This window comes from Rhizobium sp. UBA1881, from assembly GCF_002338015.1.
GTDB lineage: Bacteria > Pseudomonadota > Alphaproteobacteria > Rhizobiales > Rhizobiaceae > Rhizobium.
The window spans coordinates 1-14,488 of sequence record NZ_DDHH01000104.1 but is presented as its reverse complement, the minus strand read 5'-3'; the positions used below and the strand labels follow the sequence as shown (position 1 = coordinate 14,488).

General features: G+C 61.3%; 14 protein-coding genes and 1 tRNA gene. 7 read left to right on the top strand and 8 right to left on the bottom strand.

Annotation, left to right across the window (positions count from 1 at the left end; genetic code table 11):
• Positions 1-279 precede the first annotated feature (279 nt).
• Together B3605_RS12825 and B3605_RS12820 are read right to left on the bottom strand one after the other, a co-directional pair.
• Positions 280-663, bottom strand: coding sequence for a hypothetical protein (locus B3605_RS12825; RefSeq protein WP_112427299.1), 384 nt, complete (start codon positions 661-663; stop codon positions 280-282).
• Between the two features lie 250 nt (positions 664-913).
• A complete protein-coding gene (locus B3605_RS12820; RefSeq protein ID WP_112944340.1) occupies positions 914-1,657 on the bottom strand; it encodes an SIMPL domain-containing protein in 744 nt (247 codons plus the stop codon).
• Positions 1,658-1,809: 152 nt separating this feature from the next.
• On the opposite strand from B3605_RS12820, the gene B3605_RS12815 reads away from it, so the two are divergent.
• Both B3605_RS12815 and B3605_RS12810 read left to right on the top strand, forming a co-directional pair.
• A tRNA-Ile gene (locus B3605_RS12815) sits at positions 1,810-1,885 on the top strand.
• A 156-nt stretch (positions 1,886-2,041) separates the two neighbouring features.
• Entirely contained in the window at positions 2,042-2,863 is an 822-nt protein-coding gene (locus B3605_RS12810) for a hypothetical protein (protein ID WP_162725090.1), read from the top strand.
• Positions 2,864-2,919: 56 nt separating this feature from the next.
• On the opposite strand, the gene B3605_RS12805 is transcribed toward B3605_RS12810, so the two are convergent.
• Both B3605_RS12805 and B3605_RS12800 read right to left on the bottom strand, forming a co-directional pair.
• Positions 2,920-3,963, bottom strand: coding sequence for a hypothetical protein (locus B3605_RS12805; protein WP_112944341.1), 1,044 nt, complete (start codon positions 3,961-3,963; stop codon positions 2,920-2,922).
• 302 nt (positions 3,964-4,265) lie between these two features.
• Positions 4,266-5,186 (bottom strand): MYG1 family protein, encoded by a 921-nt coding sequence (locus B3605_RS12800; protein WP_112944393.1) that lies wholly within the window; start codon positions 5,184-5,186, stop codon positions 4,266-4,268.
• A gap of 293 nt (positions 5,187-5,479) precedes the next feature.
• On the opposite strand from B3605_RS12800, the gene B3605_RS12795 reads away from it, so the two are divergent.
• Both B3605_RS12795 and B3605_RS12790 read left to right on the top strand, forming a co-directional pair.
• Positions 5,480-5,704: a hypothetical protein gene (locus tag B3605_RS12795; RefSeq protein ID WP_296434341.1), complete on the top strand. Its 225-nt coding sequence runs from the start codon at positions 5,480-5,482 to the stop codon at positions 5,702-5,704.
• A gap of 145 nt (positions 5,705-5,849) precedes the next feature.
• Positions 5,850-6,653 (top strand): Ku protein, encoded by an 804-nt coding sequence (locus tag B3605_RS12790; RefSeq protein WP_296434338.1) that lies wholly within the window; start codon positions 5,850-5,852, stop codon positions 6,651-6,653.
• A 24-nt stretch (positions 6,654-6,677) separates the two neighbouring features.
• On the opposite strand, the gene ligD is transcribed toward B3605_RS12790, so the two are convergent.
• From ligD to B3605_RS12775, 3 genes are read right to left on the bottom strand one after another with little or no spacing between them, the layout of a single operon-like run.
• On the bottom strand, positions 6,678-9,209 hold the full coding sequence (gene ligD / locus B3605_RS12785; protein ID WP_112944344.1) for a DNA ligase D: 2,532 nt from the start codon (positions 9,207-9,209) through the stop codon (positions 6,678-6,680).
• Between the two features lie 2 nt (positions 9,210-9,211).
• On the bottom strand, positions 9,212-10,069 hold the full coding sequence (locus B3605_RS12780) for a Ku protein (RefSeq protein WP_112944345.1): 858 nt from the start codon (positions 10,067-10,069) through the stop codon (positions 9,212-9,214).
• Positions 10,070-10,071: 2 nt separating this feature from the next.
• On the bottom strand, positions 10,072-10,341 hold the full coding sequence (locus B3605_RS12775; RefSeq protein ID WP_112944346.1) for a hypothetical protein: 270 nt from the start codon (positions 10,339-10,341) through the stop codon (positions 10,072-10,074).
• Between the two features lie 231 nt (positions 10,342-10,572).
• Between B3605_RS12775 and B3605_RS12770 the strand changes: the two genes are divergently transcribed.
• From B3605_RS12770 to B3605_RS12760, 3 genes are all read left to right on the top strand, one after another.
• Entirely contained in the window at positions 10,573-11,532 is a 960-nt protein-coding gene (locus B3605_RS12770; RefSeq protein ID WP_047505916.1) for a helix-turn-helix domain-containing protein, read from the top strand.
• Positions 11,533-11,679: 147 nt separating this feature from the next.
• Positions 11,680-13,188, top strand: a complete 1,509-nt coding sequence (adh, locus tag B3605_RS12765; protein WP_047505917.1) for an aldehyde dehydrogenase — start codon at positions 11,680-11,682, stop codon at positions 13,186-13,188.
• Positions 13,189-13,456: 268 nt separating this feature from the next.
• A complete protein-coding gene (locus B3605_RS12760; protein ID WP_112944347.1) occupies positions 13,457-13,846 on the top strand; it encodes a DUF779 domain-containing protein in 390 nt (129 codons plus the stop codon).
• On the opposite strand, the gene B3605_RS12755 is transcribed toward B3605_RS12760, so the two are convergent.
• Positions 13,843-14,208: a hypothetical protein gene (locus B3605_RS12755; RefSeq protein ID WP_018897490.1), complete on the bottom strand. Its 366-nt coding sequence runs from the start codon at positions 14,206-14,208 to the stop codon at positions 13,843-13,845. The two genes, B3605_RS12760 and B3605_RS12755, sit on opposite strands and share 4 nt — an antisense overlap.
• Between the last annotated feature and the right edge of the window lie 280 nt (positions 14,209-14,488).

The following is a 14,488-nucleotide window of genomic DNA, read 5'->3' as shown; positions in this document are numbered from 1 at the left end:
TGGCGGAAAGATGCCCGGCCCCTAGCCGGTTTGCAAAGCAAACCACCGGGGGTTGGCTGAAACGGGCCGCCTGATCGTCCGGCCGGCTTGGCCGTATGCATTGGCTACGACGCGCGCCGACCGGACGACCATCCGACTCCGTTTGAGTCAACAGAATGTTTCAAGCTAACCAGGAAAGGCTCTAGGTCGCGTGGGCGCATCAATCGAGCGCCAGAAAGAGCCCCAAGCCAGACCACTGGGGCGAGACGCGGCCGCCGAAGCGACCGCGGCATCGAAAGATCAACCGCGCGAGCGGCGTTCGTCCGGAACGGCGGCAACGGCCACGATATCGGGCGTTCCGGTCGCATGCAGGCGCTTGCGCACCAGCACGCCCATGACGCGGGCGGCGGTCGAAAACGTCATCTGGTCCAGCGGGCCTTCGCCCTCCCAGGGTTTCGTCAGTCGCTCGGTAACGGCGCCGACGATATTCATCGGCACGATGTCGTCGCATTGGCGCATGGCCTCGAAGACGCTGCTGATCGGAACAACCCGGCCTTCGAACGTGACGATCGGTTCGGTCAGTTCCGCATCCCACTCTTCAAACGCATAAAGAGCGTCGCGAAAGAGCTCTTGAAGGGTGAACGGGGCGTGCCCATTGTGAAGTGGCGGCAAGGCATTCGACATGTCTGTCTCCTCTTTGCAGGGATAAAGCCAATTCCTCCTCATCGGTCCGCACTAACGCCGAAAGCAGAACTCAAGTTCCCGGCCGGACCGAATAACACGATCGATGTTATAGTGTAATATACGCGTGATAAAGCGCTTTTCTGCCGCAGCCTGGCCACAGCTGTGTCCACAAAAAGATAAGCCGTTGATATCCAAGCGAATATCAACGGCAATCTTTTGGTAACTTAGATTAACGACGGAGCGGATCGCGCTACTGGGCGATCGCGAATGTAACGTTGACCTGAATGTTGTAGCTGCTTTCGCCGCCCTGGATCGGCACGGCTGAATCGGCCTCCGACTTCATCATCGCCGCCCGCATGACGGGCATCGGCTGCGGCCGCGGACCGTTTTCGTTGATCTCGATGACAGTGCCAAGCTTGACGCCGGCGGCGGACGCAAGCGTCTTTGCCCGCGAGATGGCATCGGCCACCGCGTTCTTGCGCGCCTCTTCGACGGCGCTGTCGGGCTTGTCGTTGGTGAACTGGATATCGCCGCCCTGATTGACGCCGAGCGTCACCGACTGGTCGATGATCCCGCCGAGCTTGGAGAGATCGCGCACCCGGACCGTCAGCGCGTTGGAAACCTGGTAGCCGATGAGCTCCGGCGGCAGCTGCTGCCCGTCGGTCCCCTGCGGATAGCGATATTGCGGCTGCACGGAAAAGCCCGACGTCTGCAGATCGCGCTCGGCGATACCGGCCTTCTTCAGCGCCGCGAGCACATCGCTCATCGCCTTGTTGTTATTGTCGAGCGCCTCACGCGCGGTCTTCTCCTGCTTGACGACGGAGAAGGTCAAGACCGCCATATCAGGCGCCATCGTCGCCCGCCCCTCGCCGATCACGGTGATGACTGCCTGGCGCGGCGCATCGGCCGCAAATGCCGGCAGAGCGACGGCGGCGACCACCGGCAGGCTGAGAAAGAGACCGGCTGCAAAGCTTTTGGTATTTGGAAATGGCATTGTTTCACTCCCCGATTGTGACTTACCGATCCCTCTTGCCGTTTGATTGTGAAGCTATTGCGGCAATGACTTGTGACCGCTCTGAAATTGCGTTAGACGCAACAAGCACCGGCGAACCATTGCGCCGCTGCACGGCGCCATAGCGGCCGCCAGGGCCTGTAGCTCAATGGTTAGAGCCGGCGGCTCATAACCGCTTGGTTGGGGGTTCGAGTCCCTCCGGGCCCACCATTTCCGTCTTCGGACGTTGTAAACCTCCGAACTTTCGCCAGCCAGATTGAACAATATTGGCGCCCTCGCAGGCAATTTGCTATTGGTGTTATAGTCGGCATGTGTCGTGATATTCGGGAATGGATGCTTCCATCGATAAGGAGTGTCTGACGGAGAATGCATGAAATCGCATCGAGTGGCGAGCGGGTGGCGCTCTGGTTAGGTCAACGCCTGCCTCATCTTTGGCCTGGCAAGAAAACTGAAAGCAATGTCGCGCTGTATGAGCCTCTTCTGGAACTCAGAGAAAACTTGACCTCACTCCGTTGTCCAGCCGGACACCACCTCGAAGCAATACTCTACGCCACAAGCTCTGATCGGTTCGACCTGGAAAACGTACTTTTCTTCAATGTCGGCAGTAGACCATTCTCACACTTGCTGCGCCGAAGGCTCTCTTTTTCTCGACGCTGGCAAAAACCTCCGCTGAGCCCAGAAGGTCGAGACTACCCTTACCTCGCGGAATATAGGATTAATGACTCGAAGCCGCTTCACCATCGGAACGGTATGACTGTCACCTTCGACTGGCCAAAACGGCTGTCAGTAAAAACCGATTTGGCATGGTGGTCAGCGACAGCCGCCTCGACGTCTTCCTGTGGTGGCATCAAAGGCCGATACGTGCTGGATATAACACTTGAAGCCGACCCGCGAATGAGATTGACCGTCGATAAACTAAAATGGTTTCTCGACGGACTCATTTCCTCTCTTCATTTCGACAACGATCCAGCGGAGGCCGCTGTAGAAAAGCTTGCAGGTCGAAATCGTTGGCCAGTGCACGAGGTTCGACGTCGCTTGATGGAGCCGCCAAATCCTTTATTGGGTGCTCGCAAGGTCTTCAATGGAGCCTGGGCTCCAGCTGACGACCTATGTGACGCCTGCAACATCGAAATTGTCGATGCAGTCCAGCCGAGATGCACCTTCACAGTCTCAAGCTCTAACTTGTGAATTCACTTATGATGGCCGCCCGCAAGAAACCGCGACGCTGGCACCCAGCCGCCTCCCTACCCCCGCATGATCGGCTTGCCGTAGCTTCTCAAGAACTCCGCGCATGTCAGATCATCATAATAGGCGCGGTTCACGGTCGCCACGTCCACGCCGCCCATCGAAGTCAGCACATCCGTCTCGATGATCCTCTTGTTGGGAGCGGAGATTCCCAGGGTCGTTCCGAAAACATTCCTAAGCCCAGCCTCCTTCACGGTCATCAGCTGCATGTTCATTTCGCCATAAGAAAACCCGAGATAGACGACGACTTCGGCCTCGGCGATCTGCCGGTGCAGGCGGTCCATCATGTCGTCATCGTCGACACGCTCGGTGAAGGTCCGGATCTGCTCGGCCAGATGCGGTAGGTCCGCCCCGTGAAAGTCGTGGCCGAAATCCATCATCGAGGATGCGGAGGCCGGCTGCCATGGAAGCCGGCCGACCTGTCCGTAAGGATGTTCGATCTGCAGAGATTGCGCGATGATCCCCTCGGCCTCAGACAAGGGAATGCGATAGTAGTTGCTGATGGCATGGGCGAGATAGTGCTCTATGCACCGGTCGTAGTTGAACGTGATGAAGGACACGTTCTTGAAAATGCCGGCGAGCTTTTCTCTTTGCACGCCTTCGTGGAGCATCTGGAAAAAGACGCTGAACCATGTGTGCTTGATAGGTTCGAAGCTGAACGCCTCGTTCTTCGATCCGTCCATCTTCAGAAGACAGCTCGCTTCCGCCTCCAGAATGCTGGCAGCGATGCCCAGTTTACCCATTTGGACCACGAGACGATCGCTCGAATGCGTATGAAGATAGTTGTCGATCGAGATCGCCTGCGACATCGCGCCTGAAATGGCTCTTCCGGCAGCATAGTGCGGGTTGGAATCCGCCCCATCTCCTACAATCGTTTTCACCGCCGCCGAGATGCGCTTGTCGCCATTGGACATCGTCCAGCCGTCGTCAAACCGGATGTCGAGTTTCCTGGCGATGTTGACCATCAAGTCGGTACCGACGGGAAAGTTCACTTCCCGGCTTGCGCCCGCACCGACGATGAAAACCGTTCGACGTGTGAACATTCAGAGCTTCTCCCACAATGCGGTAAGAACTGATGAGATGCCACGCTATGCTGAATGTGGTCGCGAGACCGGACTGTCCTGCAGGTCGTCTAGCTATTTCCGGCCGCGATGGTCGCGGCCACGGCTTGAACTTCAACCGAAAGTTTGCCGCTGCGGATTGCCAAGTCCCAAGCGGAGACAGGATACAGATTACCCAATCGCGCCGGCCTCGCCAAGTCGCGATGCAGCGCTTTCTACTTTTCCGCGTGGCAAGGCGCGACCGAATATCGATCGCGCCACCCACACTCGCCCTGCTGCCGACGTTAGGCCTGCCCCACAGCCTCGGCCACCGCGATCTCCGCCATCTTCAGCGCCGCGTCGCGGCTCTTCGCCGCCGCGATGAAGCGGCCGTTGTGGCAGAAGCTGGCGCCTTGGACGCCGGAGGCGGCTTCGAGGTCGCCGTTGGTGAGGCCAGCCCAGGCGGCCGGCAGGTCGGCGCGCAGCGCGAAGCCTTCTTCTTCGCGGCGAATGCCGGTCACGCACCAGTCCTTGTCGCGCGGGTGGACGACGAAGAGCAGGTGGTCGGCACCGGCCTTGATGATCGCGGGGCGGAAGGGCATGCCCATCGGCAGTTCCAGCACGCGGTTCTCGCCGGCAGCGACGATCGCCTTGTGCACCAGCGCCTCGGCCCTGCGCTTCGCGGCACTCTTGCCGATCCGTGCCTCGACGAAGCTGCGGGCAATCGCGAGTGCGGCGTGAAATGCACGGTCGTCAGCATCAGGATCGGTCTCGTCGAAGACGGGCTTCAGCGTTTCGAGAAGTGCCGGCAGCGTCAGCCCGGCCAACGGTCCGGAGGGGCTGAGCGCGCCATTGTCGGTGAGATCGATGGGCAGCACGAAGCTGCCGTCGAAGGAGGCGTGGATGTCCTCGATGTCAGCCTCCGGAACACCCGATGCGGCGAGATAGTCGCGGCCGTAATGTTTCCAGATCAAGCCGAACGAGCTGTAGGGCTGGCCGTCGTCACGCAGCGGCGCGCCGCGCTGGTGATGGTCGAAGATACCCGCGTCCGCGTCATAGGCGCCGCCGACATCGTAGATGATCCGGTCGGACCCGGGCGTGATCCATTCCGGCGCACGGCTGCGCATGATGCGCGCCTCGGGAAAAAGCCGGGTCAGAACGACGGTGGAAAGCAGTTCGTCGGCGTGGAAGCCACCGGAATGCGTGACGAGAAATTCAGGATTCATGCGGCGGCGCCCTCTTGTGTGCGGATCACCCGCATATTCAGGCACCAGATAGCCGTTGGCGCACATCACCTCAACCCGCGGGAGCAGCATTTTCACCACTGATGCTGCACTGCATCATGCGATCGGATGTCTTGCCCACGACCGCCGGCCATGTCTCTGCCCCGGGAAGAAGGTTAACAATCGCTTTTATACGAAGATCCTGAATATCACGAAACGGTGAACTTTAGGCTTGCCATGGAGGGAAAGCCGCGCAACTATCGCCTGTGATAGCATGATAGTGACGGGAACCACACATGCCTAAGACTGGAATAATCGCAGTATCCGGGACATCCATGTCCCGTCAGTGCATCTTTACAGCCGATGACGGCGGCGGCAAAATTCGCGGCTGTCCGCGCTTTCTCGGAATGATTTTCGGCAAGCCGAGCGTCCGCCTCTCCGATACGTCGAACGGCAGATGGGTCTCCATCGAGCTAAGCAAGGTAGATAAGCGCGGCAACGCGACCTTTCGCTGGATCTAATCTCAGCCGCTGACTTTCGTATGATGTTCGACGCCCCATGGAGATGGGACGTCTGACACCATCGAGGGAACAAAATCCGCAGTTCGACCGTTGAAGCGGCATCGCCGCATTGCGGCTTGGAGGGGCGCCAAGGCGCCGGCATCGGATGGCGCGTCAGACCTATTGGAAGGGTTATCTCAAGCTGTCGCTCGTGACCGCGTCGGTATCACTGACGCCGGCGACCACTGACAGTAACCAGCTGCGGTTTCATGTGTTGAACCGCAAGACCAGAAACCGCGTTGAAAGCCGCTACGTCGACAGCGTCACCCACAAGCCGATCTCGGACAAGGATCAGGTCAAGGGCTATCCGCGCGGCGAAGACGACTATGTTATTCTAGAGGATGACGAGATCAGCGAGGTCGGGCTGGAGAGCACCCGCACGATCGACATATCGAGCTTCGTGCCGCGCGGCTCGATCGATTGGATCTGGTACGACAAGCCGCATTTCCTGGCGCCGGAAGACAAGGTCGGCGTCGAGGCCTTCTGCGTCATCCGAAAGGCGATGAAGGCGAACGACGTCGTCGGCATCGCGCGCCTTGTGCTCTACCGCCGCGAACGCGCCGTGCTGCTTGAGCCGCAGGGCAAGGGCATCGTGCTCTGGACGCTGCATTTCGGCGACGAGGTGCGCGAGCCGGCCGGGACTGTCGACCTTGCCGCCAAAGCGGATCAGAAGGTGCTGGCGCTGATGAGCAAGCTGGTGAAGGACCGCACCGAGGAATGGAAGCCCTCGATGGTCACCGATCCCGTGCAGAAGCGTATCCGGGCGATGATCCGCGCCAAGCAGAAGAGCCTTCCGAAGCCCGTGGCGGCATCGAAGCGCCCGCCGGTCAAATCCACCGGCAACGTCGTCAATATCATGGACGCGCTGAAGAAGAGCATCGCCAAGGATGGCGGACGGCCGAAGCACTAGCCCGGCGCGAACGTCGGCCTCTCCTCACTTACGCTTTTCAAGCGGCGCGGCGGCCTTGAAGAAATCCGCCCAGGGATCGCTTGCCAGCGAATTCATCCGCGACGGCGTGTTGTCGACCGTGAAATAGGCCGGCCCAATCTCCTCCGTCAGCTCCTTCCAATCGAGCGGCATCGATACAGCGGCGCCCGGCCGGGCGCGGGTCGAATAGGCGGCGACGGCGGTGTTGCCGCGGCCGTTGCGGAGATAATCGATGAAGATCTTGCCGTTGCGTTTCGCCTTGGTGGCGGTCGCCAGATATTTGTCCGGTTGATCTTTCGTCATCGCGTCCGCCAGCCCCTTCGCGAAGGCCTTCACCTGCACCCACCCGGCCTTCGGCTTCAGCGGCGTCACCACATGGAGACCCTTGCCGCCGGAGGTCTTGACGAAGGCAGCCAGCCCCGCCGTCTCGAGCCGCTGTTTAAGCTCTTCGGCCGCCGCGATCACCTCGGCCCAGGCCACATCGTCGGCCGGATCGAGATCCATGGTGATCATGTCGGGCTTCTCGAAGCTCGCGGTCGTCGCCCCCCAGGGGTGGATCTCCAGCACGGCCGATTGCACGAGCGCGATGAGCCCGTCGAAATCGCCGATCCGTAGCAGCTTCTCGCCGCCCCTGTCCTTCGGGTCTGATATCTCCTGGATATGGGCGTTCATCCCCTTCCAGGCATGCTTCTGGAAGAAACGCTGGTGCCCGGCGATACCGTCAGGGCAGCGCAGCAGCGCCAGCGGGCGATTGATCACGAAAGGCTCGATGAAGCGCCAGATCTGCGCGTAATAATCGGCAAGTCCCCGCTTGGTGACACCCTCATCCGGCCAGTAGATGCGGTCCGGATGGGTGAGCGTGACGCTCGATTGCGGCGCCGGCTCGGCCTTGCTTTTCTCGGTCTCGCGCATCACATCCCCCGCCGCCTTGTCCTCGCGCAGCCCGCGAAATGCCGCATGCCGCAGATTGCCGTCCGCCGACCATGCCTGAAACTCCACATCCGCCACAAGCGTCGGCTTGACGTGGACAAGTCCGCGCCTCGCCTCGGCCGAAAGCGCGTCGTCGAAGGCGGTTTTCGTCTGCCGGTCCTTGGAAAGACGATCGTGCAGCATCTTGGCCGTCGCGACCGAAAATCCAGTTCCCACGCGCCCGACATAGTGAAGCTTGCCGCCCTTGTAATAGCCCATGGCGAGCGAACCGATCGCGTCCTTCGTCGCCGTCGAGGGCACGAAGCCGCCGATGACGAACTCCTGCCGCTTCGAGCATTTGGACTTCACCCACTCGCCCGTGCGTCCCGAGCTATAGGCGCTGTCGCCGCGCTTGGAGATCACGCCCTCGAGCCCCAGCCCGCAGGCGTGATCGAGCACCAGAGAGCCCTTCTCCATGAAATGGCTGCTGTAGCGCAGCGTCGGATCGTCGGGAGCCAGAAGCGTTTCCAGCAACGCCTTGCGCGAGAGCAGCGATACCTCGCGCATATCATGCCCATCGAGATGCAACAGATCGAAGGCGTAGAACACGAAGCGGTCCTTGCGGCCGTCGCTGAGGTCGCTCTGCAGCGCGGAAAAATCCGAAGCGCCATTGTCGCGCTCGACCACAACCTCGCCATCGATCAAGGCCGATTGTACCGGCAGCTCCGAAAACGCCTTGGCCAGCGTCTCGCCGAACCGCTCCGTCCAGTCCAGCCCCGTGCGGGTCAGCATCGTCACCTTGCCGTGGTCTATCCTGATCTGCAGCCGGTAGCCATCGAATTTGATCTCGTGCACCCATTCTTCGCCGGCGGGCGGTTTCGGCTTCAGCTTGGCAAGCGCCGGCTCGATGAAATCAGGCAGATCAGCCTTGACCGCGCTATCCGGCCATTGACGAGAAGCCGCCTTGGCCTTCCCGGCCTTCGGTCGGGGAGCAGACGCTTTAGCACCATTCGCGCTAGCCGCACCCTTGGGTCGTGAGTGCCACGCGGCATCGGGATTCTTGGCCACCTCTTCGATCTTCCGGCCGGTCTTTGCCGATTCAGGCCGCAGCTTCAGGATGTCGCCCTTGGCGCGCGCCTCCTCGTCCTCGGCCTTGATCAGCAGCCAGTTCTCCCTGGTTTCGCCGGGCTTGCCGTGCATCCGCACCAGATGCCAGCGACCCTTCAGCTTGTCGCCATCGAGGTCGAACTCCATGTGGCCCTTCTTGTAGGCCTTGTGCATGTCACCATGCGGCGCCCATGTGCCGCGATCCCAGACGATGACGGTGCCGCCGCCATACTCGCCCTTCGGAATGATGCCCTCGAAGTCGCCATAGTCGAGCGGGTGGTCTTCCACATGCACCGCCAGACGCTTGTCGTCGGGATTGAGGCTCGGGCCACGCGTCACCGCCCAGCTCTTCAGCACCCCGTCCATTTCCAGCCGGAAATCGTAATGCAGCCGTGTCGCATCGTGTTTCTGGATCACGAAACTCAGCGCATTGCTGTCGCGCGCCGCACTGGCCCGTTTGCCGCCGCGCGGCTCGGGTGTCCGCTTGAAATCGCGCTTGGCGTGATAGGTCTCGAGCGCCATGGTCAGCTCGCCTTCTTCGAGCCGCCGTTACCACGCGCAGCACTCTTGGTAGCGGTCTTGCCCGCCGCTTTCCCGCTCGCCTTGCCGCTCATCTTCGCGCTTTCACGCAGCGCCTCCATGAGGTCGATCACCTTGCCCTTCGGCTCGGCCTTGCGCTTGGGCAGCGCCCTGCCCTCGATCTTTGCCTGCACCAGTTCGGCAAGTGCTGCCTCATAGCGATCTTCGTAGTCCCGGGGATTGAAGCTGCCTCTCTTGGTGCCGATGATATGGCCCGCTAGCTCGATCATTTCCTTGTCGAACTTGATATCGGGAATATCCTTGAACACCGTCTCGGCGTTGCGCACTTCATAATCGTAGTTCAGCGTAGTCGCGACGATGCAGTCGTCCTGCGGCCTGATCAGCACGGTACGCGTCTTGCGAAAGAGAACGGCCTCACCGAGTGCCGCCACCTTCTGATCGCGCATCGCCCGCGCGATCAGCGCCAGCGCCTCCTCGTCGTCCTCGCTGACCGGCGCCAGATAATAGGGCCGGTCGAAATAGAGCTTGTTGATCTCGTCATAGGGAACGAACCCCTGCACCGTCAGTAGCTTGTCGCTCTCGGGCGCGAACGCGGCAAGCTCCTCGCCCTCGATCATGACATAGTCGCCGCTATCCAGCCGGTAGCCCTTGACCTGATCATCACGCTCCACCGGCTTTCCGGTCTCGCTGTCGATAAACTGGCGCTCGACGCGATGGCCGGTCTTGCGATTGATGATGTTGAAGGAGATGCGGTCGGCAACCGATACCGCGGTGTAGAGCCCCACCGCGCAGACGAGATCGCCCACCTTCAGATGACCCTTCCAGCTTGCCCGCGCTGCCATGGCTACCCCTCCTGCCCCTTGTTGCGCCGCCGGCGCTGATCAAGCGCCACGATCTTCTCCACCGAAGCGATATCGTCGCTGGTGACGACAGGAACAGGATCGCCGGCGATCGCCTCCAGCACCTCGCTCGACAGCGCGCCGTGGCGGATCACCCATTCCAGCGTCTCACGGGTCTCCCGCTCGGCCTTCAGCTGCGCGTAGAGCGCGATGATCAGCCTGTCGCGCGCGTCGAAATGGCTGCGTTTCTGCTCGGTCTTGCGGACATGCGTCATCGAAACCTGCCTCCCTTGCCGATTGGAGCAGAAACCGGCGAGCAGCCGGAAAGTTCCGCGCATCGCTGATATGGCCAACTGTCGCAAATCTGAGACAGGTCCGATGAGCGCCGTGAACGCCCCAGCGAACGCTCACATTGCCGCGAGTTGCCAAGAACATTAGTTTTCGTCACACTCCTGTCGATGATCTGTGGTGGTAGGAGCTGCAGCTCTTTGATGGGAGGAACCCCGATGCACGAACACTCTGCCCATGCGGAGCATGTCTATACGTGCACGCAGCGCGATTCAGCCGCGGCAAGTTCTTCGGTGGTCGCCTCTTGGCGCCGCTGCATCGCCATGCACCAGCTGGCGCCCGAAGAGCGGCGCACGCCCTTGCGTCTCATGGACCAGGAGTTCAAGCGGGCCCGCGAACAATCCGAGCAACTGATCGCCAACGCCACCGACGAACTCGACCGCCTATTTACGACAGCTGGAAAAGCCGGCTGCTGCCTGCTTTTGACCGACCGCGACGGCATCGCGCTCGAACGCCGCGGCGCGATCGGTGACGACAAGGAGTTTCACGATCTCGGCCTCTGGACCGGCTCGGTCTGGACCGAAGCCAGCATCGGCACCAACGGCATCGGCACGGCGCTGGCCGACGAACGCTCGGTTTCGATCTTTCGCGACCAGCACTTCTTCTGCTCCAACATCAAGCTCAGCTGCACGACCTCGCCGATCCGCGATCATCGCGGGCAGCTCGCGGCCGCACTCGATATCTCCACCTGCCGCGACGACGTCAACGAGATGACGCTCGGCATTCTCGCGCAGATGGTGCGCGACGCCGCCATGCGCATCGAGATCAACCTCTTCCGCAGCGCCTATGCCGGCGCCCGCTTCGTGATGGTGCCCGCAGGCGCCAACCCGGCGGCCGCCCTTCTCGCCGTCGATCGCCACGACCTCGTGCTCGGCGCCACCCGCGCCGCGCGCCTGGCGCTGAAGCTCGACGACCGCAGCATCGCCGCCGGCATTCCGGCCGCCGATGCCCTGCATGAGACCCGCATGTCCGACGACGAGGATCTCATCGAGGCCGAACGCGCGGCATTGCTGAGGGCGCTGACCCGCTCCAGCGGCAACGTCTCGCAGGCGGCGATCGCGCTCGGCATGAGCCGCGCCACGCTGCATCGCAAGATGAAGAAGCTCAATCTGCACTGATCCTGTTGTAGGCGGCACTGATGTAGCAGCGATGCGACACTGTGCGCTGCGGTATCGCTCAGCGCCGCTGTATCTCGACACAAAAGACGCGCAGATTTCCTCCCACGGGTTCACGTCCGAACCTGGCTCATCTCAAGGGAGGATGACATGCTGCATCAGAAAATCGTCGAGTCGCCGTTCAAGCTGAAATACGGGAACTATATCGGCGGCGAATGGCGCGAGCCGATCGAAGGCAAGTATTTCGACAACATCACCCCGGTCACCGGCGGCAAGCTCTGCGAAATTCCCCGTTCCAGCGAAAAGGATATCAACGCCGCGCTTGATGCCGCCCATGCCGCCAAGGACAAGTGGGCCCGCACCTCGGTCACCGAGCGCGCCAATATCCTGATGAAGATCGCCCAGCGGATGGAGGACAAGCTGGAAGTGCTGGCCCAGGCCGAGACCTGGGACAACGGCAAGCCGATCCGCGAAACCATGGCCGCCGATATTCCGCTCGCCATCGACCACTTCCGCTACTTCGCCTCCTGCGTACGCGCTCAGGAAGGCTCGATCGGCGAGATCGACAACGACACCGTCGCCTATCACTTCCATGAACCGCTCGGCGTCGTCGGCCAGATCATTCCCTGGAACTTCCCGATCCTGATGGCCGCCTGGAAGCTGGCGCCCGCTCTTGCCGCCGGCAACTGCGTCGTCATCAAGCCGGCTGAACAGACCCCCGCCTCGTTGCTCGTCTGGGCCGAGATCATCGGCGACCTGCTGCCCGCAGGCGTTCTCAACATCGTCAACGGTTTCGGCCTCGAAGCCGGCAAGCCGCTGGCATCCAGCCCGCGCATCGCCAAGATCGCCTTTACCGGCGAAACCACGACGGGCCGGCTGATCATGCAATATGCCAGCCAGAACCTCATTCCCGTCACGCTCGAACTCGGTGGCAAGTCGCCCAACATCTTCTTCGCCGACGTGGCCGACGAGGACGACGACTTCTTCGACAAGGCGCTGGAAGGCTTTGCGATGTTCGCGCTCAACCAGGGCGAAGTCTGCACATGCCCGAGCCGCGCGCTGGTGCATGAAAAGATCTACGACCGCTTCATGGAACGTGCCGTCAAGCGCGTGGAAGCCATCGTGCAGGGCAACCCGCTCGATAGCGCCACGATGATCGGCGCCCAGGCCTCCAACGAGCAGATGGAAAAGATCCTCGCCTATCTCGACATCGGCAAGCAGGAAGGCGCAAAAGTGCTGACCGGCGGTTCACGCAACGACCTCGGCGGCGAACTGGCGAGCGGCTACTACATCAAGCCGACGATCTTCGCCGGCCACAACAAGATGCGCGTGTTCCAGGAAGAGATCTTCGGCCCGGTCGTCTCAGTCACCACCTTCAAGGACGAAGCCGAAGCGCTGTCGATCGCCAACGACACGCTCTATGGCCTCGGCGCCGGTGTCTGGACCCGCAACGGCAACCGCGCCTATCGCTTCGGCCGTGAAATCCAGGCCGGCCGCGTCTGGACCAATTGCTACCACGCCTACCCGGCCCACGCGGCCTTCGGCGGCTACAAGCAATCCGGCATCGGCCGCGAGACCCACAAGATGATGCTCGACCATTACCAGCAGACCAAGAACATGCTGGTCAGTTACAGCGAAAAGAAGCTCGGTTTCTTCTGAGCCTTTTCGACAGGAGGGAGGGCATCCGCAACACCCCTCCCTGCCTCTTTCCCCACGAGTCTTCCACGAGCGGAGATGGGCTCTATTTGAAGTCGTGCGCGTGGCCCCTTCATCCGCCTGCCGGCACCTTCTCCCCACTGGGGAGAAGAGACTCGTGGCCGGCTCGGCATTCCCCTTCTCCCCTCGGCGAGAAGGTGGCGGCAGCCGGATGAGGGGGCCACGAACGCATCTGGAGGAGAGAAACACACTGCATACGGAGGAGAACGCAATGGACACCACAGTCAACGGAGAACCCCGCGTTCTCGCAACCGACGCCGCCGTGGCCCTGATCGACGAGATCAGGCGCGATTATCCCGACATCCTCTTCCATCAGTCCGGCGGCTGCTGCGACGGGTCTTCGCCCATGTGCTACCCGGCCGACGATTTCATCGTCGGCGACCATGACGTGAAGCTTGGCGAAATATCGGGCGTCCCCGTCTATATCAGCGCCAGCCAGTTCGAAGCCTGGAAGCACACGCAGCTGATCATCGACGTCGTAGCCGGTCGCGGCGGTATGTTCTCGCTGGATAACGGCCGGGAAAAGCGCTTCCTCACCCGCTCGCGCATGTTCGGCGGTGGGGAGGCCTGCGCGATCCCGGGCGCGCAGCAAGCAATCTAGTGCTTGCGCACCTTGCCCGTCGGAATGGCGGATGAAGTGACCGAAACCGGATCGCTTGCCGGGAAGCTGTCCTCCAGCCCCTGCGCCAGCTGATCTTCCATCTCGTCGACATCGCCGGCTGCCCGGGCGCTCGGCTGCGCCGCGCCCGTTTCCACGCTCGAAAGCGCGGCGGTCTCATCGAACGACGCCAATTCGCCCATGACGGCCTTGGCCCTATCGATCGCATTGTTCGACGTCAGCGTCCGATCCATGTCCTTGCGCAACAGCACGGACACGACCTCGCCGCCCTTGCCGACGAACTCGACCGTAAATCCTCGTCTCCCGCCCTGCTCCGGAATCACCTGCGTGCCGATGACCTGCATGAACTGTCTCCTTTGCACATCTGAGGAGACAACGGCGGCAATCGGACAAAGTTCCGCGAACGGCCAGCGCCATCGCGCGGGCAAAAAAAAGCCACCGCTCGTGACGGTGGCCGTAGTCATGAAGGTCTTCAAAACCTCCAGAGGGGAACAGTTGCGTCATCGACCAGCGGGCCGGCCGACTGCATAAGCAACTCTAGGTAATATTAGTCCCCTATCGTAAAAATTCAATCAATTGGCGGCTGAATTTATCGAGGGACGTAAATCAAATTTCCAGATCCGC

Coding starts and splice junctions, on each gene's coding strand:
- B3605_RS12825 (WP_112427299.1), bottom strand. CDS start 663: ATGTCGAATGCCTTGCCGCCACTTCACAATGGGCACGCCCCGTTCACC.
- B3605_RS12820 (WP_112944340.1), bottom strand. CDS start 1,657: ATGCCATTTCCAAATACCAAAAGCTTTGCAGCCGGTCTCTTTCTCAGC.
- B3605_RS12810 (WP_162725090.1), top strand. CDS start 2,042: ATGCATGAAATCGCATCGAGTGGCGAGCGGGTGGCGCTCTGGTTAGGT.
- B3605_RS12805 (WP_112944341.1), bottom strand. CDS start 3,963: ATGTTCACACGTCGAACGGTTTTCATCGTCGGTGCGGGCGCAAGCCGG.
- B3605_RS12800 (WP_112944393.1), bottom strand. CDS start 5,186: ATGAATCCTGAATTTCTCGTCACGCATTCCGGTGGCTTCCACGCCGAC.
- B3605_RS12795 (WP_296434341.1), top strand. CDS start 5,480: ATGCCTAAGACTGGAATAATCGCAGTATCCGGGACATCCATGTCCCGT.
- B3605_RS12790 (WP_296434338.1), top strand. CDS start 5,850: ATGGCGCGTCAGACCTATTGGAAGGGTTATCTCAAGCTGTCGCTCGTG.
- ligD (WP_112944344.1), bottom strand. CDS start 9,209: ATGGCGCTCGAGACCTATCACGCCAAGCGCGATTTCAAGCGGACACCC.
- B3605_RS12780 (WP_112944345.1), bottom strand. CDS start 10,069: ATGGCAGCGCGGGCAAGCTGGAAGGGTCATCTGAAGGTGGGCGATCTC.
- B3605_RS12775 (WP_112944346.1), bottom strand. CDS start 10,341: ATGACGCATGTCCGCAAGACCGAGCAGAAACGCAGCCATTTCGACGCG.
- B3605_RS12770 (WP_047505916.1), top strand. CDS start 10,573: ATGCACGAACACTCTGCCCATGCGGAGCATGTCTATACGTGCACGCAG.
- adh (WP_047505917.1), top strand. CDS start 11,680: ATGCTGCATCAGAAAATCGTCGAGTCGCCGTTCAAGCTGAAATACGGG.
- B3605_RS12760 (WP_112944347.1), top strand. CDS start 13,457: ATGGACACCACAGTCAACGGAGAACCCCGCGTTCTCGCAACCGACGCC.
- B3605_RS12755 (WP_018897490.1), bottom strand. CDS start 14,208: ATGCAGGTCATCGGCACGCAGGTGATTCCGGAGCAGGGCGGGAGACGA.